The sequence below is a fragment of the Acidiferrobacter thiooxydans genome, assembly GCF_003333315.1.
In the GTDB taxonomy this organism is placed as follows: domain Bacteria; phylum Pseudomonadota; class Gammaproteobacteria; order Acidiferrobacterales; family Acidiferrobacteraceae; genus Acidiferrobacter; species Acidiferrobacter thiooxydans.
On record NZ_PSYR01000001.1, the window covers coordinates 258126 to 280549 of the forward strand.

Sequence of the window (22424 nt, forward strand, 5' to 3'; positions counted from 1 at the left end):
GAGGCACCAATGGGCGATATCAATACGGCAATGACGGAGCAGTATCGCAACAACTTCCTAAAGGAAGTGGAGGCGAACGTCGAGGAAGGCCAATGGGTCAAGATGTGCATGCAGTGCGGGGTATGCTCCGGCTCGTGCCCGCTCGGCCCCGCCTGGGAGCACCCGCCGCAGGAAATATTCATGATGATCCGGGCTGGGCGCCGGGACGAGGTGTTGAAGAGCGAATCGATGTGGATGTGCACGTCCTGCTACAACTGCATCGTGCGCTGCCCGCGCGAGCTGCCGATCACGCATATCATGCATGGGCTCGCCAATTACGCCCACAGGCTCGGGCTTGCCCCGAAGATGAACCCGACGCGGCGCTTCGCCAAGATGTTCTGGAATAACCTGACGAAGTCGGGGCGTGTGAACGAGATCGAGCTGTCCGTGGGGCTCTATTTCATGGATGGATTCAAGACCGGGGTGGCGCGGGCGTGGGCCATGAAGGATATCGGTCTCGGCATGCTGAAGACCGGTCGCCTGAACCCTCTGGGTTTCGTGACCCATAAGGGTTGCAAGGACAAGAAGGGCATCCAGAAGATGTTGAAGAAGGCCCGGGAGATCGAGGATCGGCGCAAGGGCTTTACCGCCTAAGAGGGGTTCGTATGGCCAGAAAAGAGTATTCGTTCTATCCAGGCTGCTCGTCGGAGCGGCTGACATCCGCCTCGAACTATATGGTATCGGTGGAGGCGATGTGCAAGAAGCTCGACGTCCAGCTAAACGAGATCCCCGACTGGAATTGTTGTGGCGCGTCGATCGGTTACGCCGAGGGCGGCGAGTTGCCGCGTCATGTGATGAACGCGCGCAATCTGGCCATCTCCGAGCAGGCCAACAAGGGCCAGGATGTCGTGGCCACCTGCGCGGCCTGCTGGCTCGGGGCGAAGGAGACCAAGGATCGGCTGGCCGAGGATAGCGATCTGCTGGCCGAGACCAACGAGGCCTTGCGCGAGGCCGGCATGAATCTCCAGTACAAGGGTGAGCAGGAAGTTCGCCACATGGTGGAGGTCCTGATCGAGGATTTGGGCTACGACGAGCTGAAAAAGCCGGTGGTAAAGCCGCTCGAGGGCATCAAGTTCGCGGGTTATGTGGGCTGCCAGACGAATCGCCCGTTTGGGATCGCGGGCGAGTCGTTCGAGAACCCGAAGTATCTCGATCGGCTTGTCGAGATCGTCGGCGGGGAGCCGGTCGAGAAGTATGATCAAAAGGTGACGTGTTGTGGCGGGGCGCTCGCGTTCTCCGAGCCCGAGAAGAGCCAGGCCCAGATCAAAAAGATCATCGAGTCGGCCTACGATCACGGTGCCGAGATGATTGTGACCCCATGCCCCGTGTGCCAGATGAACGTCGAGGTCTATCAGGGACAGATCAATAAGCGCTACGGGACCAAGTTCAACATCCCCGTGACCTACTACAGCCAGCTGATGACCGTGGCCTATGGCGGCAGCGCCAAGGAGGCGGGTCTGAACGGTCAGATCATACGTGCCCACAGGCTCGAGGAGATCGCCGCCAAGGCGACGCGCTGATCCTGTCCGGCCCGGCGCGTGCCTGGGTCCTCGCGGCATCCCGGCGCCGCGCCTGTACGGGCGCGGGGCGGGTCTAGGTCGGCCGGGGTCTGCGAGGCCCTGCTATCTTTTCGGTGGGCAGCAGCAGCGAGGCGGCCGGGACGTCCAGGGCCGCCGCGATCCGCCCTATGCAGTCGATCCCAATGTTGCGCCGCCCACGTTCCAGATCGCTGACATAGGCGCGGTTGACGCCGCTCATGGCGGCGATATCGTCTTGCGTGAGGCCCCGGGCGTGTCGGGCCCGACGAAGGTTGATGGCAAGATAGCCGCGCTCGACCGTGGGTGTCATCCTCCAAAGTCTATTGTAGATGCAAGCGTATTGGCAAGGTCGGCGCGGGCGCCTTTTTGTAGACTCACGCCATGGAAACACTGGCCAAGCGCCTGCGCTACGCTCGGGAGCGGATGGGCCTGACGCAATCCGAGCTCGCGAGGCGCGTAAAGCTTCGGCCGCAGGCCATTCAGTTTATTGAGGCCGGTCATGTGCGCCGGCCGCGCAGTGTAGTGGAGATCGCCCGCGTCCTCGGCGTCAATGCCGAATGGCTGTTGCTCGGTGAGGGGGCGGTCGATGTCGCCATCCGCGAGACGCCCGCTGGATACGAGGGCGAGGCCGCCTTGAGCGACGAGGCGGTGGCCGTGGCGCGCCTGTGGATGGCGTTGCCGCAGGGTCAACGTGTCGCGATGAAGGAGACCCTGATGGCCTTGCTCAAGACCCAATCCTGATAGTCGGCCCGGGCTCCACGGCCTCGCCGTCGGCGGGGCCCCGCAGGACCGCCGTTCACGCGGCGACGATATCGAAGAGCTGATCCTATCCGCCGCTCCCATGAACCGGCGCGCGTCCTTGTGGCTGGGCGCAGGCGAGCCCAGGCGCATCGCGGGCGGTGGGTGGCGTGAGGGCCAGGTGCGTCAGTGGGCCCCCATTATGGTCGGTCCTGGCCTGCCGCAGGATCGCCCTTCGGGCAGCCTATCGGGCGTCCGTCTCCCGGGCGTCTAGGGAGGGCGGGTCTTCGCTGGCGAGGAACTCGAGGGCGTTCCCGTCCGGATCCCGGCAAAACAGCGCCTGCCGACCTGAGCGGCTGGGTACGACGGGAACGCCGGCGGCCGCCAAGCGTCGGGCGAGGCCTGGCAGGTCTGATACCGCCAACGCCAGATGACGGTCCCGTCCGGGTTGCCGCAGCGCCCCGGCGGCGGGTTCCGCGCCGACCGCCAGAAGGTGGATCTGTTGACCGGAGGGCAGGGTAAGCCAGACGCCGGGATAGCCGAGATCGGGACGCGTGACGATCTCGAGGCCCAGGACGTCGCAATAGAACGCGAGTGCGCGCGGTAGCTCCTGTACGCGCAGGCTGGCATGGATGATCGCGCGGATCGGCGGCATGGCGGGGTCGAGGTCCCAATAGGCCGCCATTCTATCGTGTCTTCGATCTCGAGGCCCAGTGACGATAGGGTGCCCGCGGCCGGCAGGCCGCCTGCATGCCGCCACAAGCGGCCTCCTGGCGCCCGGCGGCGATCCCCGGCACAATGCCTTATGCCCGAGACCCCCCAGCCGCGACTGGCCGCCGATCGCGTATCTTTCATTGAGATCCTCGGTCATGCGCTCGCCAATATCACGCCGTCGGCAATGGCGACCGTGACGATTTCATTGGTTGTCGCTCAGGGCGGCCTCTTGACTTGGGCGGTCTATCTCGCAGTAGGTCTCGTCATGTTGCTCGTGGCCGCGCAAGTGGCAGCGCTTGCGCACGAGGTGCCGGCCGCCGGCTCTCTGTTCGTCTCCGTGAGCCGCAGCCTCCATCCCGTTGCGGGTGTATTGAGTGGCTGGGTCATGACCGGGGGCTATCTCGGGGCGCTGCTCGCGGCCCCTATCGTGGGCGGGCTGTTTGTGGCCAAGGCGCTCCGCATAGCGGGCATGGGGCTTCCCTGGCCGTGGGCAGCCTTGTTGTTTGCCGGAATCTCGTGGGCGCTTACGGTCCGGGACGTCGGTCTTGCCACGCGCTACAGCCTTTTTGTCGAGGCCATATCGTTGCTGATCATCCTGGTGATCGGGGTGTGGACACTGGGGCATGTCTCATGGGCGGAGCCGGTTCTGTGGTCCGACACGTTCAGGGCCGGACCGTTCTTTCAGGCGATGACCTTGAGCATTCTTGCTTATGGCGGATTCGAGACCGCCGCCAATTTCGGGCGCGAGGCCCATGCCCCGGATCGCGATATCCCTCGGGCGATCTTCGCCGCGGTGTTGGTGAGTCTCGGCTTTTATGTCTTCATGGCCTACGTCGAGGTCGCGGGTTTCGGGGGCCGTGTCGGTGAGTTGGCCCGTACACCGGCACCGCTTAGCCTGCTGGCGCTCCGCCAGGGCCTGCCGGCACTGGCCTTCTCTTCGGATATCGCCATGGCTATCGCCGCCTTCAGCGCCACCATCGCCACCTTGAATAGCCTCGGGCGCGTGCTGTATTCGATGGGTCGGCACCGGGTGCTTCCGGCGGCCCTGGGCGAGATCGGGGTGCATGGCACGCCGGCCGTGGCCTTGCATGGGCTCGGCGCCCTGACCTGTGGGTTCGTGATTCTGGCGGGATGGCGTGATTGGTCGCCGCTTGTCATCGTCGATCTCTTCGGTGTGTTTACCGCGCTTGGGTTTATCGTGATCTATCTTTTCGCGTTGATCGCGGTTCCCGTGCTGCACCGACGTCGTGGTCAGCGCGTGCCATGGCCGGCGCTGGCGGCGCTCGTGCTCGCCGGCCCGCTTTTGGTGTATGTCTTTGGCGAGAACTTCTGGGGGGCGAACGGCGTGGCCTTGACGGCGGCTTATGGGTTTCTCGTGTATCTCGTGCTCGGTGCCTGGCTTTACTGGGTTTGGCGGCAGCGTGCGGATCGGCCCGCGGCCGACCTCTTGTTTGCGCGCGACGATGATTGACCCGGCGCGCGATCTCGAAAGACGATTGGCTGCTGGGGATGGGCCGATGCGGTGGTCGTCGGTCACGACGCGGCGGCTGGGCGCGGTCGTCGTCGCCTACATCGATCAGTGCCCATTTTTTGTGTCACTCGGCGTCCCCGGCGAGGTGTGCGCCTGGGCGCAAGGGCTTGCGATCCCGCCTTTGGTGTGGGACCCGCACGCCCCGCGCGCCTTGCGCGCGGCGTTACGGGCGGTCGTCGATCGCGGTCAGCGATACGCAGGACCGGTCGGGCTCGTGCACGAGACGCCCTTTCAGCAGGCGGTACTCCTCGCGACCCGTGCCATTCCTTGCGGCGAGACGCGCACTTATGGCGAGATGGCCGCGGCCATCGGCCGTCCGCGGGCGGCGCGAGCGGTCGGCAGCGCGCTCGCCGCCAACCCCCTGCCCCTTTTGATCCCCTGCCACCGGGTCGTGGGCGCTGGTCGGCGGCTCGGGTTCTATTCAGACGGCGGACCGGACATGAAGCGTCGGCTGTTGGCCTACGAGGGCGCAGACGTCGCCTCCTTTCGCTGAAAGGACCGCGTTGGCCGCCTCATGCGAATCGACCACCCATCGGGGGCGGGACCATTGGCAAGACCGCCCGCTTGACGGACTTAGTCTATTAAACTAAACTAATCACTGGGTTTGTAGTGCACGGAGGCGTGGGATGAAGCAGGTTAATATCCATGAGGCCAAGACTCATCTCTCCCAACTCGTGGAAGAGGCGGTTCGGGGGGAGCCGTTTGTTATCGCCAAGGCGGGTAAGCCGCTTGTTAGGGTGATGGCGCTGGATGCGCCGATCATGGTTCAGCCACGTCGCCTGGGGTTCCTGGCCGGCGAAATCTCGGTACCGGACGACTTCAACGAAATGGGTGCCCCGGACATCCATCGGCTGTTTGTGGAAAGCGATTGAAGCTCCTTCTCGACACGCACCTGCTCCTATGGGCGGCCGGGCAACCCGAACAGTTATCCGTCACCGCCCGCACGCTGCTGGCTGACCCGCAAAATTCGCTCATGTTCAGCGCCGCCAGCCTCTGGGAGGTCGCCATCAAGCGCGGTCTGGGGCGAGCCGATTTCCGTGTGGACCCCCAGATTTTGCGGCGTGGTCTGCTCGACAACGCCTATAGCGAGCTTTCGGTGACGAGCGAACATGCTGTGGCGATCATGGGGTTGCCGGCCATCCACAAAGACCCTTTCGACAGAATTCTTATTGCCCAGTCGCTGGTCGAAGGCGTGATGTTGCTTACCACCGATCCGGTCATCGCCCGCTACGCGGGCCCTATACGCGCGGTCTGACCGGAGGGCGGCCTGCGGGCAGCAGGCCTTTCGTTGGCCTCCACGACCCTCAGTCGCGTGTTGGCGTTGGGGCCAAATCACGTTACTCTGGCCGATGCCAAGCCGTACGACCCGGGTCACCGTTCCCCCTTCCTACGATTTTGCCGCCGCGCTCGCATTTTTGCAGGGGTCGCCCTCGGCGGTCCTCGAATCCATCGACGGCCACACCTATCGCCGCGCCTGGCAGACCGACCGCGGGGTCGAGCTCGTAAGCGTGGCCTGGAGCGCGTCTCCGGCAAGACCGCAACTGCGCGTGCGCGTGGAGGGCGCGCACGTCGATGCCCACGCGCTCGCCGAGGCGGTCGCCAAGATACGCCATGTCTTCTCGCTGGACGTCGATGACGGGGGTTTCCAGGAATTGGCGGGGACCGACCCGATCGTCGCGCATCTCGTGGGCGATGGGCTTCATGCGCGACCGGTCCTGGTCGCAGACCCCTTCGAGTCTCTCGTATGGGCCATCATCGGCCAGCAGGTCGGGGTGGGCTTTGCTCGCACCCTGCGTTGTGCACTCGTACAGATCGCCGGCGACTATGCGGTCTTCGGGTCGTCCCGGTTTCCGGTCATGCCGGATGCGTCCCGGCTTGCGGGTATCGACGAGGATTCCTTGCGCGTGGCGCATTTCAGTCGCGCCAAGATCCGCGCCTTGCGCATCGCGGCCCAGGCCGTAACGAGCGGGATGCTCGACTGGCCGCAACTCGCTGCCATGCCGCCGGCCGAGGCCATGGCGGCACTCACCCGATTTCCGGGCATCGGGCCGTGGACGGCGGGCGTGGTCTTGATGCGTGGCCTCGGGGTGCGCTCGGTGTGGCCGGCGGCCGATCTCGGTCTGCGCAGGGCCTTGGCTCATGCGCTGGGCGCGACCGCGCCCCTGACCGAGGCCGAGGCGCGTGCCCTGGCCGCCCCGTGGGCCGGTTGGGAGGCCTGGGTTGCGTTCTTTGCGTGGCGGTCATTGTCGCGGCGTCGGGCCGGCCCCTGAAGGGCGGGTCGCCGGGCCGTGGGCGTGCATTATATACAGGAGGTCGGGACGCCGGTGGCGTCGGCGTCCCTGCTGGTCTATTCGGCAGAGACCTACCAGGGGTCATGGCGGGCCCGCTCCTTGGAGGGGCACTGCCTGCCCCTTATTGGGGTAAGAGGATAATGGCCTCGCTCATCACCCGGGAGGGACTAAAGGGGGAATGGTCAACCCACGGCGATGCCGTTTATGGCGGCGTAAAGGCCGAACCCGGCGGTCAGGACGATGATGGCGAGCACGAATCCCGCGTAAGGCCCCTGGAGGCGCAAAGGCCCCGAGAGGGCATGGCGCGCCAATAGGTACAGGAAGCCCAGCACGATGGGGAGCAAGACGGCGTTCATCACCTCCATTGCGACCCCCAGCGTGACCAGGTTGACGTCCGACGCTACCAGTACCCCACCGAGTACGAGCAGGGTGGTATAGATCCCGTAGAACCAGGGGGCCTCGCGCGGATGGTGTTCGAGGGAATGCTTGAAGCCCATGACCTCGCCCACGCCACGGGCGGCGGTGAGCGAGACCACGATCGTGGCGACCGCGGCCGCTCCGCTCATCCCCAGGGCGAACAACAATCGTCCCGTCCGCTGCCCCAGAAATGGCGTCAGGGCATCCGCGATCTGTTGGACGGTATTGAGGGGCGTGTGCGGGTTGCTGCGCCCTATGGTGGCCGCGGTCGCGACCAGGACCGCGGCCATGATCAACTGGGTCACGACCGCGCCTAGGGCGGTGTCCACGCGTGCCATGGTAAGGTGATCGATGCGTAGCCGCTTATCCACCACCGCCGACTGTTGATAGAACACCATCCACGGCATGATCACCGCGCCGACATTGGCGGCCGCCAGGTAGAGGTAGCCGGGGTCGTGGAACGGGATATGCAAGCTATGGCGTATGAGTGGCCCAAGGGCCTGGTGGGTACGCAAGGCCACCAGCAGGAAGGCGAACTCAAAGGCCCCGACGGCCAGCGCCACCCGCTCCACGCCGGCATAGGACGCAGTCCAGACCATGACGATAAGACCGCCCACGAGGATGATCATGGTCACCCACCGCGGCACACCAAATAACAGGCCGACGCCGGCCATGCCGCTCAATTCGGTGAGAAGCGCCCCGAGACAGGATAGCGCCAGGGTCCCGACCGACAGCCAGGCCCAGCCCCGACCGAATCGCCTGGCGATCAGCTCGCCATGACCCTCGCCGGTCACGATCCCGAGACGCACCGTCAATTCCTGGACGATGTAGAGGATGGGGATCAGCACCACCTGGAGCAGCAGCAGCCGGTAGCCCCATTGCGCGCCGCTCTGCGCGGCCGTGATGACGCTGCCGGCATCGGTATCGGCTAGCATCACCACCAAACCCGGCCCCAGTACGGGCAGCAGGGTGCGCCATGGACGGGACCATGTGTCGGAGCGCCGACGCGACAAGGACATGTTAAAGAACCCCCTTATAATCGTTAACAATAATAAGAGTCATTGTCATTTGATGCAAGCCAGGAGGCGTATGCACTACAATAGTGCGTACGCCTCGTCATGGGCTGGTCGACACGCACCAGAATGGCGTATTTTGGGCAGAGGTCGTTGGCCCGGATCTTGCCTTGGGGGATGCCGTGGAGAGTCATGCGGAAAGTATCGTGGAGAACCTGACGACCGCGGTCGTGGTCGCGGATGCCGCCCTGCGCGTCAGGGCCGTGAATCCGGCCGGCGAGATCCTGTTCGAGTTGAGCGCCAAACAGATGGTGGGGCAACCGCTCGAACGGCTTTGGCCGCAGACGGCGCCGCTTGCCGGTCTATTTGCCGACATCCTGCAAAGCGCACATTCATTCACGCGCCGTGGCCTGCCCTTGCCGCTGCCAGGCCGCGAGGTGCTGGTCGATGTGACCGCCACGGCGATCTTGCCGAGCAGCGAGTCAGGGCTGCAGGAGGCGGCCTTGTTGTTCGAGCTCAATCAGGTCGACCGGTTGCGACGTCTGGCCCACGAGGAGGAGCTCGTCGATCGCCATTTGGCGCAGAGGGCGGTAGTGCGCGGCCTGGCGCATGAGATCAAGAATCCCCTCGGCGGCTTGCGCGGTGCCGCGCAGCTTCTCGAGCGCAAGCTGAGCGAGAGCGAACGGGAGTACACGCGCATTATCATTCGCGAGGCCGATCGCCTGCAGGGCCTCGTGGACCGTCTGGCGGGACCGACCCGCCCTTATCTGCCGGTGCAGGTCAATATCCATCAGGTCCTGGAACATGTGCGATCCTTGATTCTCGCCGAGGTCGGCGAGGGTTACGTCCTGAGGCGCGATTATGACCCGAGCATCCCGGAATTCGCCGGTGACCCGGATCAGCTCGTGCAGGCGGTCTTGAACCTGGCGCGCAACGCGGTACAGGCCCCGAGCCATCTGATCATCCTGCGTTCGCGCATCGAGCGCCAGTTCACGATCGGCCAGCGGCGACATAAGCTCGTGCTGCGTGCCGAGGTGGAGGACGATGGGCCGGGCGTACCGCAGGCCTTGCGAGACACCCTGTTCTATCCCATGGTCACGGGCCATGCCGCAGGAACCGGACTTGGTCTGTCGATCGCCCAGGACATCGCCCGCCGACACGGTGGCCTAATCGAATATACGAGCCGTCCGGCGCGGACGGTCTTTACGTTATTTCTTCCCCTGAGGCAGGAATATGACCCGACAGGATAGTGTGTGGATCATCGATGATGACGAATCGATCCGCTGGGTGCTGGAAAAGGCATTCCAGCAGGCCGGCATGGCGACCCGTTGTTTTAGTGGGGCCGGCAGCGCCCTGGATGAGTTGCGTGAGGAGACCCCTGATGTCGTGATTACCGACATCCGCATGAGCGGACTTTCGGGACTGAAGCTGCTTGAGACCATAAGCCATACCCTGCCGACACTTCCCGTGATCGTCATGACCGCCCATTCCGACCTGGACAGCGCGGTGGCCGCTTACCAGGGCGGTGCCTTCGAGTATTTGCCGAAGCCATTCGACGTCGATCACGCGGTAGGCCTGGCACGCTATGCGATCGAGCATAGGCGTCAGGGGCAAGTGGCGCATGCCGAGCGCGCCGAGTCGGCCCCCGAGATCCTGGGCGCGGCGCCTGCCATGCAGGAGGTCTTTCGTGCCATCGGCCGATTGTCGGGGTCGCACATCACGGTCCTTATCAACGGCGAGTCCGGGACCGGCAAGGAACTCGTGGCGCGGGCCCTGCACAACCACAGCCCGCGGGCGCGCAATGCCTTCATCGCCTTGAACATCGCCGCCATCCCCGCAGGTCTCCTCGAATCGGAGTTGTTTGGTCATGAGCGCGGTGCGTTCACCGGGGCCTTGACGCAGCGGCGCGGACGTTTCGAGCAGGCCGATGGCGGAACCTTGTTTCTAGATGAGATCGGCGATATGCCAGCCGATCTCCAGACGCGCCTCCTGCGGGTCCTGTCCGACGGCCAATTCTATCGCGTCGGTGGCTGCGAAAAGATCCGGACCAATGTGCGCGTCATTGCCGCCACCCATCAGAACCTGGAGCAGCGCGTGGCCGATGGACTGTTCCGAGAGGATCTGTTCCATAGGCTCAATGTCATCCGTATTCATGTCCCGCCGTTGCGCGAACGTCGACAGGACATACCCATCCTGGCACGCCATTTCCTGGCGACCGCGGCCGTCGAGCTCAATGTGGAGGCAAAGCGCCTTGCCCCCGAGGCCGAGCAGTACCTGTGCAAGCTGCCGTGGCCTGGCAACGTGCGCCAGTTGGAGAACACCTGCCGCTGGCTCACGGTCATGGCCCCGGGGCGCACCATTCGCATCGCCGATCTGGCCCCGGAGCTAAAGGAGGTGGATCCGGCGCCGGCCGGCGTCGACTGGCGCGCGGGTTTGCGCGGCGTCGTTGAGCAGAGGTTGGCGCTGGGCGAGAAGGCGGTCTACACGGATTTGAGCATAGAATTCGAGCGCACCCTGATAGAGGCGGCCTTGCACCATACCGGCGGGCGCAAGCAGGATGCCGCCAAGCGTCTGGGGCTTGGCCGCAATACCCTGACGCGCAAGTTAAAGGAGCTCAATCTCTGACGCCGGCGTGGCGCGTAACGAGATGCGCGAAGGCGGCGCTCGCCTTGCGCGCAAGATCGCTTAGGCCGATTACCGCGCCGCGTGCGTCGGGCGCGGAGCGGCGCTTTAGGTCCACGGTCTTTTGCGCGAGCACCCGGCCGGTCGTCTCGTCATATAGGCGGGCCGCAGCCTCGAGTCGCACGAAGGCGCGATGCGGCGTCGTGAAGTCCTGATCGAAGCGCAAAAGCACGATCACCAGGCGCTCGATATGCGCGGACGGCCGCGCGCTAAGCGCAGGACCCATGCCCAATCGCCAGCGGATGCGCGCCTTGAGCAGGGTGGCCGGGGGCGCGATCCAGCGGTTCTGCGCATAGACATGGACGGCGGTCGGATCCCGATAGAGCAGCCGGTAGTGAATGGCCGTCCCGGAAAGCCAGGCGACGCTCTTGGCGCGCACGATGACCGGCGCCCCATGTGGCATGGGGGCGTGGGCGTGCAACGGCCCGAAATCGTGATCGGTCAGTATCTCCGGGGCACGCGTGGGAAACAGACTGCAGCCCGCAACGCCGGTCACGGCGAGCATGAGGGCAAAAAACTTGACGGTTCTGGCCATGACTCAGGGGGCCTCCTTGTAGCCTTTTTCTCCGGGTCCCGGGGCGAGCGGGCGCGCGCCGAGCAGTAGCTCGCGAGGATGATGACGCAGTGACCGGCTGAGGCGTTCGACATCGGCGGCCGCGCTCGTCAGCCGGTCAAGGGCGCGATCGACCTTGGGCAGCGTCCGTATCAATAGCATGTTGCCCGCCCCTTGCGCGGTCTCACTTAAGTTTTGCAAGTGGCGGCCCAAGGCACGCACCTGGTTTTCGACCCCGGCCATGCGCGCAAGCGCGGTGTCGGCCGTGGTCTCCATGGCCGGCAGGCGGGCCGCGGCGCGGTTAAGTCGCGCGCTAAGCGCCGTCCACTGCCGGCTGGCTTGCGCCGCATGCGCCAGGATCGCCGCCAGATGGTGGCGGTTGGTCGCGTTCAGGGCCTTTCTGAGATCGGTACTGAGGGCGGTCAATTGTCGGGCGACGCGCGTGCCGGCGCGCGTGAGGCGTGTGAGGAACGACGGGCGCATAGGGATGTGCGCCGGGTGGGTGGCGGAGGTCATGAGCGGACGCATGTCCGCGGTGGTATTCAATTCAAGCGCCGACATGCCGGTAACACCCTGCAGTTTCAGCTGTGCGTAGGTGCCGCGCGTGATCGGTATGCTCCGGTCGACGGCTATGGATATCAGTATCTCCCGGGGATCGTGGGCGTCTACGGCGATATGCTTGACGATGCCCGCCTCTATGCCCCGATAGAAGACTGTGGACTCGGCCCTGAGACCGAACACATTGCCTCTGGTGACTACGACATAAGGGAGTCTGCGCTGGTGGGCGCCGCTGATCCAGAGTGTCGCGGCCAGGATCGCGGCCGTAAACACCGCGATAAAAATACCCGTGCGCAATGCATGAGAGCGGCTGTTCATGATGCCATCGCTCCGAATACGCGCTGGCCGCGCTCGCCGGAAAACATGGCCTGCACGAACGGGTGTGGATTTGTCGCGACCTCGGCCGGTGTCCCTCTGGCGACGATGCGATGGTCCGCCAAGATGGCGAGCGCCGTGCAAAGATCGTGCATGAGGTCGAGATCGTGGGTGATCACGACCGCGGTAAACTTGAGTTCCTTGTGCAGATTCTGGAGGTGATGCACGAAGGCCTGCGCGGCCACCGGATCGAGCCCGGAGGTGGGCTCGTCGAGAAACAAAAGTTCAGGCTCCAAGGCCAGCGCTCGCGCCAGCGCGGCGCGCTTGGTCATGCCCCCGGACAACTCCGCCGGCAGGCGTGCCGCCACCTCCGGGCCAAGACCCACCTGCGTGAGCTTCATATACACGAGATCACGGATCAGCGTAGGCTCGATGGCGCGATACTCCTGGAGCGGGAACGCGACATTTTCAAAGACCGTGAAGGCGCTGAATAGCGCCCCGCCCTGAAACAGGACGCCACAGCGATTGCGCAGCGCGGCCAGGGCCTCTCCCCCGATCCGATCGAGGCGTTCCCCGAAAAGGCTCACATGCCCCGCGCTCGGCTGATCGAGACCTATCATCTCCCGCACCAATGTCGTCTTGCCGCTCCCCGATCCCCCGACAAGCCCGAGGATCTCCCCCCGCGCCACCGTCAGGGTGATGTCTTCATGGACGACATGTCGTCCGAATCGTGTCGAGACATGCTCCATTTCAACGACGTGATCCAAAATCACGGCAGGCCGATCCCGCGAAAGCCGATAGCGAACACGGCATCGACGAATATGACGGCGCTGATCCCCGTGACCACGGCATTGGTGGTCTCGACCCCCAGGCTCCGGGTGTTGGGCTCGATGCGCAGACCAAAATGACAGGCGATGAGCGCGATGACGACCCCAAAAACCGAGCCTTTCATGATGCCGAGCATGAGGTTGACCACGGGAACCGCGCCCGGGATGGCGTGAATGAACTCCAGTATACCGATCCCAAGGGTAATGTGTGCGGCCACCATGCCGCCGAGCAGCGCGATCGCGTCCGTCCATATGACGAGCAGCGGCAGTACCACGGCCAGCGCGACGACGTTCGGTAGGACCAACCGCATGCTCCAGGACACCCCCATGGCCGACAGCGCGTCGAGCTCCTCGGTAAGGCGCATCACGCCAAACTCAGCCGCTATGGCCGACCCGGACCGGCCGGCGACCAGGATTGCTGCGAGCAGCGGACCGAGTTCGCGCATGATACTAAGTCCGAGCACGTTGACGATGTAGGATGGCGCGCCGAAGGTTCGCAGTTCGAGCGACGACAAATAGCTCATGACGATACCGACGAGCGCGCCCACCAGGGCGGTTATGCCAAGCGCGCGCACCCCCGCCTCGTATATCGAGGCCGAGATGTCCTTCCAGGGTATGCGATCCGGTCGGCGCATGAGCTGGCCGCCATCGAGAACGATCTGGCCGACGAGCGCCGTGAAATCGAGCATGTGCGATCGAAGTGCATGTTCCAGCGATGACAGGGCCGCGAGTGGTCGCACCCCCGGCCCGCGCGCGCTCTCGGGAGGCGCCTCGCGCCGTGACCATCGCTCGCACAGGGCGGCATGCTCGGGACGGAGCCCGATCATGGCGTCGCACGCAAATCCGTGCAAACGCCACAGGATGAGCGCCCCTACGTTGTCCAGGCCTTGCACCTCGCGGCAATCCCAGACGACTTTATCGTGGCCGTGCACAAGCCGGCGCAGATTGCCCACCAGGGCGTCCGCGCGTCCGTCGATGCCGCGCAAGGTCCATTGTCCCGTCAACGCCACGATCGTCCGGCCGTGCTCGTCGCGGAGGGTCCGGTAGCCGGCGGGCGCGAACGGCCCGGCCATCGCCGATTGGCCGTCCCGGGGCTTTCTGGCCTCTTGGCTCGTGGCGCTACCCTCGTCCATGCTGTTGCGCAGGCATCATATCAAGGCCCATGGCCGCCACCATAGGCGATTTGCCCGATGCCGGCGCCGGCGGCATGCATGAAGAATGTCTTGAAAAGAGGCAGGGTATCGGTGACGTTCAGGCCCGTGCGCAGGATTGCACGCACCCAGGCACGGTCGTCGGCAAACGCGCGGTTCAGCACATCGGTGGCCGCCAGCATGGCAAGGTTGGAGGCCTTGCGCTCGCGCTCGTAGGGGCGCAGGGTGCGTCTGCGGCCGAGATCCGCCGACTGCGCGCGCGCCGCCTCGAGGGCCGCGATCAGGGCGCAGGCGTCGGCAAATCCGAGGTTGACCCCTTGGCCTGCCAGCGGGTGGACGCGGTGGGCGGCATCGCCCACGAGCGCAAAGCGGGTTCCGACATAGTGTTGCGCGTGGGAGGCCACGAGCGGGAAATAGGCCCGCTCACCATCGACCTCAAGCCGGCCGAGGTGGTCTCCGAAGGCCTCGTTCAAGGCCGTGGAGAATTCCGCGTCGCAGAGCCCCCGTAGTCGCTGGGCCTCGTAATCTGCCGTCGACCAGATCAGTGAGGCGCGGTTGGCATCCGGCAGGGGCAAGAGCGCGCAGGGTCCATGGCGCAGGAAGCGCTGCCAGGCCGTATCCTCGTGCGTATGCCCCAGGCGAATGTCGGCGCACACCGCCGTCTGCCCATAACGATACTGGAGGACCGCCACCCCGAGCCGCTCGCGGATCACCGACTGCGCGCCGTCGGCGGCGATCAATAGTGGCGCGCGCAGTCGCCCACCACCTTTCATGACCACCTCGATGCGTGTATCTCCGAGCTCGACCCCCTCGGCGCGATCCCGATGCCAGGAGACGCCGCGCACTTGCGCCTTGGCGCGTAGCGCCGCCTCAAGTCGCCCGTGGTTGACGATAACGCCAAGGTCGGCCTCGCCGATATCCGCGCTGTCGAAGGACAGCCGACCATATCCGCTGTGATCGACGATGCGCAAGGCACGCAGCGGTGCCGCCTCGACGCCTGCGAGCGGCCAAAGGCCGAGCCCGCAGAGGCGCCGCAGTGACGCGCGACTGAGCGCGCTGGTGCGTACCGACGCCTGTTGGTCCAAGCCCCCGGCGTCGATGAGGGCGATTTCGAAGCCCCGCATGGCGAGGGCATATCCAAGAAGCGCGCCCACCGCCCCCGCGCCAGCGATGACGATATCCGGATTGCGCCGATCGATCATGGTTTCAACCCCCGAAACAGTCTCGGCAAGGGCGCCTTGAGCCCCATGGTGCGCACCGCCAGCGCCCGTTTCAGGCCCGGCAGGGCATCGATCAGGTTCAGTGCCACGCCGCGGGCGGCGACCAGTGGCCGTGGGCATGGTGTGAAAAGCCGTACCAGGCCGTCGGTAAAGCGGGTGGTATGGGCGACATCCGTCTGTCGCGCCCGCGCATAATCGCCAAGCCAGGCGCGGTCCCCATAGTCGATATGCGCGCGGCAGGCCTGTGCGAGGCGTTCGGCAAGCACCGCGACGTCGCGTAGCCCCAGGTTGAAGCCTTGCCCCGCGACCGGGTGCAGGGTGTGCGCGGCGTTGCCGACGAGCACGACGTGCGGCGCCACCCATTCCCGGGCCTGTTGGCGGATCAGCGGAAAGCGCAGACGCGGGCTCGCCGCGAGCAATCGGCCGAGCCGATCGCCGAAGGCGTCGGCCAGACGACTCAGGAAATCCGGCTCGGCGAGGGCCTGCCATGCCCCGCCATCGGGGCGGCTTATGACGAACGTATAGCGGTCGTCGCCGATCGGGAGTGCGGCAATGGGGCCGTCGGCGGTGAAGCGCTCGAACGCCGTGTGCGGCCGTGGTCTCGATACCCGGCAATTGCTCACGATCGCCTCGCGACCGTAGTCATGACTATCGACCCCTATGCCGCACGCCGCGCGCACCGCCGAGTGCGTGCCATCGGCGCCCACCAGGAGCCGGCATGCGATGCGCTTGGTTTCCTGTCCATCGGCGAGTGTGATCGTAACCTGGTCTGCGTCTCTGACAAGCCCGCCAAAGCGCCCCTGACGTAAGGTCACCGCCGTCGTGCCGAGCGCGCCATACAAGGCCGCAAGCAGTGCGACGTTGCCGGTGACATAGCCGAGCGCGTCCACGCCCTGTTCCTCGGCGAGGATGTGCGCAAGACCGAAGCGTCCCGAGCGATCCGATACCTCGATCTCGGTGATGGGTTGAAAGTCAGCGCGGGAGAGTCTGGACCATACGCCGAGCGCCGTAAGGGCCCGCTTGGAACCCTGGGCGATTGTGAAGGTGCGGTCGTCGGCACGCGGCGCCGGTGCGAACGGCGCCGGGTCAAGAAGGCATATATCGAGCGGCAACGGCGCGAGCGCAAGCGCGAGACTTGCGCCCACGAGGCCGCCACCGCAGATCACTATGTCGTGCCGGCGTATGCTCACAAGCCTTCGGCCCGCAAGGCCTCGATGTCCTCGGCACGTCTTGGCAAGTCGTGGCTTAGGATCTCGTAGCCGTTTTTCGTGACCAGGACGTCATCCTCGATACGGATCCCGATATTCCGGAAGCGTTCCGGTATATCGTCGCTTCCTGGAATATAGAGGCCCGGCTCGACCGTCGTCACCATCCCCGCTTCCAGGACGCGATGCGCGCCGCCGACCTTGTAATCCCCCACGTCATGCACATCGAGACCCAGCCAGTGGCCGGTTCTATGCATGTAAAAACGCTTATAGCCGCCATTTTCTATGAGCTCATCAACGGCGCCATGCAAAAGTTTCAGGTCGAGCAGGCCTTGCGTCAGGACCTTGACCGCGGCCTCGTGCGCGGCCGGCCACTCGCGACCCGGCGCTATGGCGGCGAGCGCCGCGGCATGCGCGGCAAGCACGATGTCATAGAGTGCGCGCTGCTCGGGACTAAACCTATGTCCCACCGGGAACGTCCGGCTGATATCCGACGCGTAACCGTCGATCTCGCAGCCGGCGTCGATCAACACGAGCGTACCGTCTTTCAGCGGCGCGTCGTTTTCGGTGTAATGAAGGATGCAGGCGTTGGCGCCGCTCGCCACGATCGGCGGGTACGACGGATACTGGGAGCCGCCCTTGCGGAAGGCGTAGAGAAGTTCGGCCTCGAGCTCGTATTCAAAGAGCCCTGGGGCGCATCCCCGGATGGCGCGCTTGTGCCCCTCGGCGCCGACCGCCGCCGCGCGCCGCATGAGCGCAATCTCCTCGGGGCGTTTCGTAAGCCGCATCTCATGGAGGATATGGTTTGGGTCAACGAACTCCTCGGGCGCCGCGACCCCTGACCGTGCCTTGGCACGGACTTCATTGACCCACTCAAGGACGTGACCATCGAATTCCGGATGGCGGCCCATGCTGTAGTAGACGCGGCGCCGGTTCTCAAGGAGACCTGGAAGGATGTCGTCTATGTCGTCTATGGGGAAGGCGTCGTCAGCCCCGTATTGGGAGACCGCTCCCTCGGGGCCGGCGCGTCGCCCTTGCCATTGCTCCTTGTCCGGGTCCCGGTCCCGGCAGAAAAGCAGGAACTCGCCTTGGGCACGCCCGGGGATCAAGACCGCCACGGCCTCGGGCTCGGGGAAGTGTGTCAGATAATAGAAGTCGCTGTCGGGGCGGAAGAGGTATTCCACATCGCCGTTGCGCGCACGCACAGGCGACGTCGGTATGATCGCTACGGCCTCTCCCATGAGACCCATGAATTCGGCGCGCCGACGCCTGAAGGTATTTTTGTCCATGGGGATCATTATGCCCGAAGTCGACGCCCGCGCCACGCCTGCGCGGATCGTATGACGGACCTGCTCACTCGGCGGTCTCGTCGTAGATCAATTGCACCGCCACCCGTAGATATTCGACGAGTTCGCTTAAGTCCGACTCGCCGACGGTTCCGCTGGCCTCCGCGAGCTCGCCGATGTCGTTCAGGGCCTCGGCCACGATCTCGGGGTGATCGCTCGTCTTTGTGTCACGGTCATGAAAATAAAACCCGGCCACAAAGCCCCGGCACCATTCGATAAGCGCGCGGCTGCGCTGCACGGCCGGGCGCTCGTCGTCCGGCAGCAAGGGCTCGAGTCCGAGCCCGCCCTCGGCCAGATCATCGGCGATCCGGCGGCGCGCGGTTTCAAGGCCGTCGCGCAGATCTGGATCGGCTTCGTTCGCCCCCAGTGCCGCGATCGCCGTATCGTCATCGACCCGCCCCGCGCATATCAGGCCAACGACAACGCCATGGGCCTCCGATGCCGCGAGCGCGACGTCGGCCTGCGTCAGCATCATCGTCCATGCGTCGTAAGTGAGGTCATCCTGCATGCCGCCATTCTAACCTATGCTACTCACTTTGGCGCCCGGCAAGCCGGCATTTTCCCGGGGTCCGAGGCCGGTGCGCGCAGGCCGCCGTGTGATCCACAAGCCCCTCACGGCGGACGTTGACCCCGGCGCCCGCGAGTTCTATAGTGGCCTCCATGAGCGGCGAATCTCCCCCTGATGCCGACGCCCTGGCCCGCTTGGAGCGTCGGATCGAGGATTTGGTCGCAGTGTGCCGGCGACTCCAGGAAGACAATGCGAATTGGCGTGCGCGCCATCAGGCCTTGTCGGCGGAGTATGTGCGACTAAACGAGCGCACGCGCGTGGCACGCAGTCGCGTCGAGGAGATGATAGGGCGTGTCGCGGCCTTGACCCGCGAGGAGCGGTAATGACGGGCCCTAAGGAGACGATTCATATCTCCGTGCTTGGCAAGGAGTTCGCGGTGTCCTGTCCGGAGGACGAACGAGAGGCCTTGATCAAGGCAGCCCGTTATGTCGACCTGCGCATGCAGGAAGGCCAGCGTGGCGGGCGAACGGTTAGCATGGAGCGGCACGCCGTCATGGCGGCCCTCAACATGGCGTATGAGTTGCTGCGGTTGCGTGAACAGTCGGTATCGACGTCGGCGGAGTGGATCAAGCGCGTCGAGGGACTTACCGACAAAGTGGAGCAGGTTTTACGAGACGAGTTAAAGGAACGGCCTTGAGAATCATCGAGGTCGTTTGCAGGTTTGGCGCCCCCTGCGGTGTTCGTAGCCATTCCGTGCCCCTGAACCTATAACTCTTGCCTCGGGAACCACGATCTCGGGCGCTGTTGTGCATGTCCGTCTCGAACGGAAAGCCTGAAGCATCCGGACGTGTCCCACTTGAACCTTTGGTTCGAGGCAAAGAATGGTTACGGCACAGGCGGAGGGCGCCTCTATCTTGCAGTACCGGTCCCATGCATGACAAACACGGTTTGCGGCGCAGTCTGCGCGCATGCCGCAAGGCGGTGGATGCGCGCGCGCGCGTCATGAGCGCGCAACGCGTGGCGCGGCGCGGCCTGCCGCTCCTACGTCGGGCGCATCGCGTCGGGATCTATTGGCCGGTCGGTTCGGAGCTCGATCCGCGCCCGTTGGCGCGCGCCCTCATGCGCGCCCATCGCGCCGTCTATCTACCGGTCGCGGATCGTCGCCCCGGACGCCCCCTGGCATTCATTCCTTGGCGGCCACCGTTCGCGCCGGGGCCGTTGTGCATACCAGAGCCGCGTTGGGGGCGCAGGATGCGCGCGCGGCGACTCGATGCCGTACTGGTGCCATTGGTCGGGTTCGACGCGCGCGGGTGGCGTCTCGGTCAGGGCGGCGGACATTACGATCGCACCTTTGGATTCGTGCGTCGGACCCGGGGGCGTCCGGTCTTGATCGGATTGGCTTACGAATGCCAGCGACTGACGCAGGCGCCGCGCGAGGGGCATGATGTGCGCCTTCATGCGGTAGTGACGGAAAGGCGATTGTATCGCGCGCAGGACGCAGTGGCATGAATATCTTATTTATCGGCGATGTCGTTGGCGATGCCGGGCGCCGGGTGTTGTTGGCCAGGCTCCCGGTCCTGCAGGAGCGCCTCAAGATCGATCTTACGATCGTGAACATCGAGAACGCCGCCGGCGGCTTTGGGGTCACCGACAAGATCCTGCGTGAGTGCCTCGCCCACAACATCGACGTTTTGAGTACCGGAAACCACGTCTTTGACAAGCGCGAGGCGGTGGAGCTGGTGGGCCGCGAGCCGCGATTGTTGCGGCCTCACAACTATCCGGTGGGCACCCCGGGGAGTGGTTGGTATGTGGGGAAGACGCGTACCGGCGAGCCGTTCGCGGTCCTGAACGTCATGGGTACGGCCTTCATGCACCCGGTGCTCGATTGCCCGTTCGCGTGCGCCAGAACCGCGCTCGAGACAAGGCCCGAGGCCGTGAAGGCGGTGCTTGTGGACTGCCACGCCGAAACGACGAGCGAGAAGATGGCCATGGGCTGGTTTCTGGATGGACAGGTGAGCGCGGTGGTGGGCACGCACACCCATGTCCCGACCGCCGACGAGCGCATCCTGCCGGCGGGCACGGCCTATATCTCGGATGTCGGCATGACCGGCTGCTATGACTCTGTGATCGGCATGAACAAGGACAAGGTACTGCGGCGCATGGTCCAGAAGCTGCCCGAGCGGCTCGAGGCCGCCGAGGGCCGGGCGACGCTGTGCGGGGTCGTCATAGACGTCGACACCAAGACCGGCCGTAGCCGCGGCATCCAGCGCGTGAGTGTGCGCGAGGACTGATGGGCTACTGGCTCTTCAAGAGCGAGCCGAGCTCGTTTTCCCTCGAAGACCTGATGGCGCGCGGCGCCCCCGAGCCCTGGAGCGGGGTACGGAACTTCCAGGCGCGCAATTTCATGCGCGCCATGCGGCCCGGTGATCTCGGGTTTTTTTATCATTCGAGCTGCGTCGAGCCTGCGATCGTAGGCGAGGTCGAGGTCACGCGCGCCTTTTATCCAGACCACACCGCCCGGGATCCGGACGACCACCACTATGATCCGCGCGCGATCGCAAACCCGGAGCTCTGGTCCATGGTCGACGTCGCCTTCCGCGAGCGCTACCCGGTCCCGGTGACCTTGGCCCGCCTCAAGGGTTGTCCGGCGCTTGCCGGCATGCGCCTGCTGGCGCGTGGCAACCGCCTGTCGGTCCTGCCCGTGACCGAAGACGAGTGGCAGATCATCCAGGGGCTCGCGCGCGCATCATGAGGTTTTATCACTTCTGGTTCGAGCCGGCCTCCGAATGTGTGCGGCTGGCGCTCGGGGCCAAGGCGATCGAACACGAGCGCATCATCCCCGATTATGACGACGACGAGACCTTTTTTGAGCTCGGCGTGGCCCGGCAGGTACCGGTGTTGCTGTGGGACGACGGACGCGTGCACACCGATTCGCAAATAATCCTGCGCGCACTCGATGCGTATCGGCCCGACCCGCCGCTCTTTGGTCCCCTGCAGGATGCGCAGTGGCAGGCCTTGCAGGCGTGGCGCGCGCAGGCCGCGGGCCTTCTCGAGAGGCTCTATGCCCCCGTGCGCCCGGCGTACCGGGGCCTCGGCGATCACCCCTCTCATCTCGCCTCGTATAAGGCCTCGCTCGCGGCGCGTTTTGGCGTAAGCCTGGAGGAGTTGGCCAACGATCGCTACGGGGTCTATGCGCAACTCGATGCCTTGACCCAGTTCAAGGCCTTGGGGGCCTTTCTCGCCCAGCATCGGTTCTATGCGGGGACGTTTTCGGCGGCGGATGTGCTGCTTGCCGCGGACCTTTTTGCCTTGCAGCTTCAAGACGGCATCACGTTGCCGATTGACATCATGTATTATTTTGAGCGCGTTCAGGACGTCTGCGGGGTCGACCTGCGCGACGGCCTGATCGGCGGCTGACCGCGGGAGGGACCATGACCTTATGCGAGCTTTTGATCTATCTGGACCGGGAATCCGGTTATCCCGTGCTCGACGGGGATTGCGAGGAGACGATCAAGAAGGCCTTGGCAGGCAGCCACAAGGACGTCCTCACAGGGCGGATCGTGGCGGCCATGGCGGCCAGCGTGGATGCCACTACCGCCGCCGTCCCCATACTTCGCGCCCAGGCGACGACCGCGCTCGGGCCCTTGCGCCTGAAGGCGATGCGCGACGATGTCTCGGGTCATGACCTAAAGCGCATGGAGCGCACGGTGCACGCCATAGACGGGGCGTTCAACGAAGAGGCGCTGGCGGCGCGCAAGCCCTAGAGGCGACCTGCCGT

The 22424-nt window shown here is 65.0% G+C and carries 28 protein-coding genes and 1 other RNA gene; 18 read left to right on the plus strand and 11 right to left on the minus strand.

Annotation, left to right across the window (positions count from 1 at the left end; genetic code table 11):
- The first annotated feature begins 9 nt into the window (after positions 1-9).
- Both C4900_RS01330 and C4900_RS01335 read left to right on the plus strand, forming a co-directional pair.
- Positions 10-633, plus strand: coding sequence for a 4Fe-4S dicluster domain-containing protein (locus C4900_RS01330; RefSeq protein ID WP_211306710.1), 624 nt, complete (start codon positions 10-12; stop codon positions 631-633).
- An 11-nt stretch (positions 634-644) separates the two neighbouring features.
- Positions 645-1559: a CoB--CoM heterodisulfide reductase iron-sulfur subunit B family protein gene (locus C4900_RS01335; protein WP_114282162.1), complete on the plus strand. Its 915-nt coding sequence runs from the start codon at positions 645-647 to the stop codon at positions 1557-1559.
- 73 nt (positions 1560-1632) lie between these two features.
- Here the strand turns inward: C4900_RS01335 and C4900_RS01340 are convergent, their stop codons facing one another.
- Positions 1633-1887 (minus strand): helix-turn-helix domain-containing protein, encoded by a 255-nt coding sequence (locus tag C4900_RS01340; protein WP_065972310.1) that lies wholly within the window; start codon positions 1885-1887, stop codon positions 1633-1635.
- Between the two features lie 71 nt (positions 1888-1958).
- Here C4900_RS01340 and C4900_RS01345 point away from each other — a divergent pair, with 71 nt between their 5' ends.
- The gene (locus C4900_RS01345; RefSeq protein ID WP_065972309.1) at positions 1959-2318 is read left to right on the plus strand and encodes a helix-turn-helix domain-containing protein; all 360 of its coding nucleotides are present in this window, start codon (positions 1959-1961) and stop codon (positions 2316-2318) included.
- 241 nt (positions 2319-2559) lie between these two features.
- Here the strand turns inward: C4900_RS01345 and C4900_RS01350 are convergent, their stop codons facing one another.
- Positions 2560-3000 (minus strand): VOC family protein, encoded by a 441-nt coding sequence (locus C4900_RS01350; protein ID WP_211306711.1) that lies wholly within the window; start codon positions 2998-3000, stop codon positions 2560-2562.
- Positions 3001-3120: 120 nt separating this feature from the next.
- Here C4900_RS01350 and C4900_RS01355 point away from each other — a divergent pair, with 120 nt between their 5' ends.
- The 5 genes from C4900_RS01355 to C4900_RS01375 all read left to right on the plus strand — a co-directional run bounded on the left by C4900_RS01355 (position 3121) and on the right by C4900_RS01375 (position 6830).
- On the plus strand, positions 3121-4500 hold the full coding sequence (locus C4900_RS01355; protein ID WP_170132367.1) for an APC family permease: 1380 nt from the start codon (positions 3121-3123) through the stop codon (positions 4498-4500).
- A 46-nt stretch (positions 4501-4546) separates the two neighbouring features.
- Positions 4547-5053, plus strand: a complete 507-nt coding sequence (locus tag C4900_RS01360) for a methylated-DNA--[protein]-cysteine S-methyltransferase (RefSeq protein WP_114282164.1) — start codon at positions 4547-4549, stop codon at positions 5051-5053.
- 133 nt (positions 5054-5186) lie between these two features.
- Positions 5187-5432 carry a type II toxin-antitoxin system Phd/YefM family antitoxin gene (locus C4900_RS01365; RefSeq protein ID WP_065971960.1) on the plus strand — a complete coding sequence of 82 codons (246 nt, stop codon included), beginning with the start codon at positions 5187-5189 and terminating at the stop codon, positions 5430-5432.
- Positions 5429-5815 carry a type II toxin-antitoxin system VapC family toxin gene (locus C4900_RS01370; RefSeq protein WP_114282165.1) on the plus strand — a complete coding sequence of 129 codons (387 nt, stop codon included), beginning with the start codon at positions 5429-5431 and terminating at the stop codon, positions 5813-5815. The genes C4900_RS01365 and C4900_RS01370 overlap by 4 nt, the downstream gene beginning before the upstream one ends.
- A 94-nt stretch (positions 5816-5909) precedes the next feature.
- Positions 5910-6830, plus strand: a complete 921-nt coding sequence (locus C4900_RS01375) for a DNA-3-methyladenine glycosylase 2 (protein WP_114282166.1) — start codon at positions 5910-5912, stop codon at positions 6828-6830.
- Between the two features lie 203 nt (positions 6831-7033).
- Here the strand turns inward: C4900_RS01375 and C4900_RS01380 are convergent, their stop codons facing one another.
- A complete protein-coding gene (locus C4900_RS01380) occupies positions 7034-8287 on the minus strand; it encodes an NRAMP family divalent metal transporter (protein WP_065971957.1) in 1254 nt (417 codons plus the stop codon).
- A gap of 176 nt (positions 8288-8463) precedes the next feature.
- On the opposite strand from C4900_RS01380, the gene glnL reads away from it, so the two are divergent.
- Together glnL and ntrC are read left to right on the plus strand one after the other, a co-directional pair.
- Positions 8464-9531: a nitrogen regulation protein NR(II) gene (gene glnL / locus C4900_RS01385; RefSeq protein ID WP_114282799.1), complete on the plus strand. Its 1068-nt coding sequence runs from the start codon at positions 8464-8466 to the stop codon at positions 9529-9531.
- Positions 9515-10906 (plus strand): nitrogen regulation protein NR(I), encoded by a 1392-nt coding sequence (gene ntrC, locus C4900_RS01390; protein WP_065971956.1) that lies wholly within the window; start codon positions 9515-9517, stop codon positions 10904-10906. Before glnL ends, ntrC begins: the two co-directional genes overlap by 17 nt.
- Here the strand turns inward: ntrC and C4900_RS01395 are convergent.
- From C4900_RS01395 to C4900_RS01430, 8 genes are read right to left on the minus strand one after another with little or no spacing between them, the layout of a single operon-like run.
- On the minus strand, positions 10896-11498 hold the full coding sequence (locus C4900_RS01395) for an ABC-type transport auxiliary lipoprotein family protein (protein WP_114282167.1): 603 nt from the start codon (positions 11496-11498) through the stop codon (positions 10896-10898). The genes ntrC and C4900_RS01395 overlap by 11 nt on opposite strands.
- A 3-nt stretch (positions 11499-11501) precedes the next feature.
- A complete protein-coding gene (locus C4900_RS01400) occupies positions 11502-12392 on the minus strand; it encodes an MlaD family protein (protein ID WP_065971954.1) in 891 nt (296 codons plus the stop codon).
- The gene (locus tag C4900_RS01405; protein ID WP_114282168.1) at positions 12389-13162 is read right to left on the minus strand and encodes an ABC transporter ATP-binding protein; all 774 of its coding nucleotides are present in this window, start codon (positions 13160-13162) and stop codon (positions 12389-12391) included. Before C4900_RS01405 ends, C4900_RS01400 begins: the two co-directional genes overlap by 4 nt.
- Entirely contained in the window at positions 13159-14349 is a 1191-nt protein-coding gene (locus C4900_RS01410) for an MlaE family ABC transporter permease (RefSeq protein WP_211306712.1), read from the minus strand. Before C4900_RS01410 ends, C4900_RS01405 begins: the two co-directional genes overlap by 4 nt.
- A 20-nt stretch (positions 14350-14369) precedes the next feature.
- Positions 14370-15569, minus strand: coding sequence for an FAD-dependent monooxygenase (locus tag C4900_RS01415; protein ID WP_065971952.1), 1200 nt, complete (start codon positions 15567-15569; stop codon positions 14370-14372).
- Entirely contained in the window at positions 15566-16777 is a 1212-nt protein-coding gene (locus tag C4900_RS01420) for an FAD-dependent monooxygenase (RefSeq protein WP_114282170.1), read from the minus strand. Before C4900_RS01420 ends, C4900_RS01415 begins: the two co-directional genes overlap by 4 nt.
- Positions 16774-18090, minus strand: coding sequence for an aminopeptidase P N-terminal domain-containing protein (locus tag C4900_RS01425; protein WP_065971950.1), 1317 nt, complete (start codon positions 18088-18090; stop codon positions 16774-16776). The genes C4900_RS01420 and C4900_RS01425 overlap by 4 nt, the downstream gene beginning before the upstream one ends.
- 55 nt (positions 18091-18145) lie before the next feature.
- Positions 18146-18646 carry a UPF0149 family protein gene (locus C4900_RS01430; RefSeq protein ID WP_114282171.1) on the minus strand — a complete coding sequence of 167 codons (501 nt, stop codon included), beginning with the start codon at positions 18644-18646 and terminating at the stop codon, positions 18146-18148.
- Between the two features lie 152 nt (positions 18647-18798).
- Between C4900_RS01430 and C4900_RS01435 the strand changes: the two genes are divergently transcribed.
- The 8 genes from C4900_RS01435 (at position 18799) to C4900_RS01470 (ending at position 22410) form a co-directional block, all read left to right on the plus strand.
- A complete protein-coding gene (locus C4900_RS01435) occupies positions 18799-19029 on the plus strand; it encodes a hypothetical protein (RefSeq protein ID WP_065971948.1) in 231 nt (76 codons plus the stop codon).
- Entirely contained in the window at positions 19029-19343 is a 315-nt protein-coding gene (locus C4900_RS01440; RefSeq protein WP_065971947.1) for a cell division protein ZapA, read from the plus strand. The genes C4900_RS01435 and C4900_RS01440 overlap by 1 nt, the downstream gene beginning before the upstream one ends.
- Before the next feature lie 28 nt (positions 19344-19371).
- Positions 19372-19553, plus strand: a non-coding RNA gene (ssrS, locus tag C4900_RS01445) — 6S RNA.
- Positions 19554-19576: 23 nt separating this feature from the next.
- Entirely contained in the window at positions 19577-20155 is a 579-nt protein-coding gene (locus tag C4900_RS01450) for a 5-formyltetrahydrofolate cyclo-ligase (protein ID WP_114282172.1), read from the plus strand.
- A complete protein-coding gene (locus C4900_RS01455; RefSeq protein ID WP_065971945.1) occupies positions 20152-20937 on the plus strand; it encodes a TIGR00282 family metallophosphoesterase in 786 nt (261 codons plus the stop codon). The genes C4900_RS01450 and C4900_RS01455 overlap by 4 nt, the downstream gene beginning before the upstream one ends.
- Complete coding sequence (locus C4900_RS01460; protein ID WP_065971944.1) at positions 20937-21398, plus strand: EVE domain-containing protein; 462 nt, start codon at positions 20937-20939, stop codon at positions 21396-21398. Before C4900_RS01455 ends, C4900_RS01460 begins: the two co-directional genes overlap by 1 nt.
- Positions 21395-22063, plus strand: coding sequence for a glutathione S-transferase family protein (locus C4900_RS01465; protein ID WP_065971943.1), 669 nt, complete (start codon positions 21395-21397; stop codon positions 22061-22063). Before C4900_RS01460 ends, C4900_RS01465 begins: the two co-directional genes overlap by 4 nt.
- Before the next feature lie 14 nt (positions 22064-22077).
- Positions 22078-22410 (plus strand): hypothetical protein, encoded by a 333-nt coding sequence (locus C4900_RS01470; RefSeq protein ID WP_065971942.1) that lies wholly within the window; start codon positions 22078-22080, stop codon positions 22408-22410.
- Positions 22411-22424 lie beyond the last annotated feature (14 nt).

Bases quoted from the DNA above. Each gene is read 5' to 3' on its own strand.
- ntrC (WP_065971956.1), top strand. From the start codon at position 9,515: ATGACCCGACAGGATAGTGTGTGGATCATCGATGATGACGAATCGATC.
- C4900_RS01375 (WP_114282166.1), top strand. From the start codon at position 5,910: ATGCCAAGCCGTACGACCCGGGTCACCGTTCCCCCTTCCTACGATTTT.
- C4900_RS01465 (WP_065971943.1), top strand. From the start codon at position 21,395: ATGAGGTTTTATCACTTCTGGTTCGAGCCGGCCTCCGAATGTGTGCGG.
- C4900_RS01360 (WP_114282164.1), top strand. From the start codon at position 4,547: ATGCGGTGGTCGTCGGTCACGACGCGGCGGCTGGGCGCGGTCGTCGTC.
- C4900_RS01380 (WP_065971957.1), bottom strand. From the start codon at position 8,287: ATGTCCTTGTCGCGTCGGCGCTCCGACACATGGTCCCGTCCATGGCGC.
- C4900_RS01460 (WP_065971944.1), top strand. From the start codon at position 20,937: ATGGGCTACTGGCTCTTCAAGAGCGAGCCGAGCTCGTTTTCCCTCGAA.
- C4900_RS01335 (WP_114282162.1), top strand. From the start codon at position 645: ATGGCCAGAAAAGAGTATTCGTTCTATCCAGGCTGCTCGTCGGAGCGG.
- C4900_RS01470 (WP_065971942.1), top strand. From the start codon at position 22,078: ATGACCTTATGCGAGCTTTTGATCTATCTGGACCGGGAATCCGGTTAT.
- C4900_RS01340 (WP_065972310.1), bottom strand. From the start codon at position 1,887: ATGACACCCACGGTCGAGCGCGGCTATCTTGCCATCAACCTTCGTCGG.
- C4900_RS01400 (WP_065971954.1), bottom strand. From the start codon at position 12,392: ATGAACAGCCGCTCTCATGCATTGCGCACGGGTATTTTTATCGCGGTG.
- C4900_RS01415 (WP_065971952.1), bottom strand. From the start codon at position 15,569: ATGATCGATCGGCGCAATCCGGATATCGTCATCGCTGGCGCGGGGGCG.
- C4900_RS01330 (WP_211306710.1), top strand. From the start codon at position 10: ATGGGCGATATCAATACGGCAATGACGGAGCAGTATCGCAACAACTTC.
- C4900_RS01365 (WP_065971960.1), top strand. From the start codon at position 5,187: ATGAAGCAGGTTAATATCCATGAGGCCAAGACTCATCTCTCCCAACTC.
- C4900_RS01435 (WP_065971948.1), top strand. From the start codon at position 18,799: ATGAGCGGCGAATCTCCCCCTGATGCCGACGCCCTGGCCCGCTTGGAG.
- C4900_RS01440 (WP_065971947.1), top strand. From the start codon at position 19,029: ATGACGGGCCCTAAGGAGACGATTCATATCTCCGTGCTTGGCAAGGAG.
- C4900_RS01410 (WP_211306712.1), bottom strand. From the start codon at position 14,349: ATGGACGAGGGTAGCGCCACGAGCCAAGAGGCCAGAAAGCCCCGGGAC.
- C4900_RS01425 (WP_065971950.1), bottom strand. From the start codon at position 18,090: ATGATCCCCATGGACAAAAATACCTTCAGGCGTCGGCGCGCCGAATTC.
- C4900_RS01355 (WP_170132367.1), top strand. From the start codon at position 3,121: ATGCCCGAGACCCCCCAGCCGCGACTGGCCGCCGATCGCGTATCTTTC.
- C4900_RS01450 (WP_114282172.1), top strand. From the start codon at position 19,577: ATGCATGACAAACACGGTTTGCGGCGCAGTCTGCGCGCATGCCGCAAG.
- C4900_RS01350 (WP_211306711.1), bottom strand. From the start codon at position 3,000: ATGGCGGCCTATTGGGACCTCGACCCCGCCATGCCGCCGATCCGCGCG.
- C4900_RS01395 (WP_114282167.1), bottom strand. From the start codon at position 11,498: ATGGCCAGAACCGTCAAGTTTTTTGCCCTCATGCTCGCCGTGACCGGC.
- C4900_RS01345 (WP_065972309.1), top strand. From the start codon at position 1,959: ATGGAAACACTGGCCAAGCGCCTGCGCTACGCTCGGGAGCGGATGGGC.
- C4900_RS01455 (WP_065971945.1), top strand. From the start codon at position 20,152: ATGAATATCTTATTTATCGGCGATGTCGTTGGCGATGCCGGGCGCCGG.
- C4900_RS01430 (WP_114282171.1), bottom strand. From the start codon at position 18,646: ATGCAGGATGACCTCACTTACGACGCATGGACGATGATGCTGACGCAG.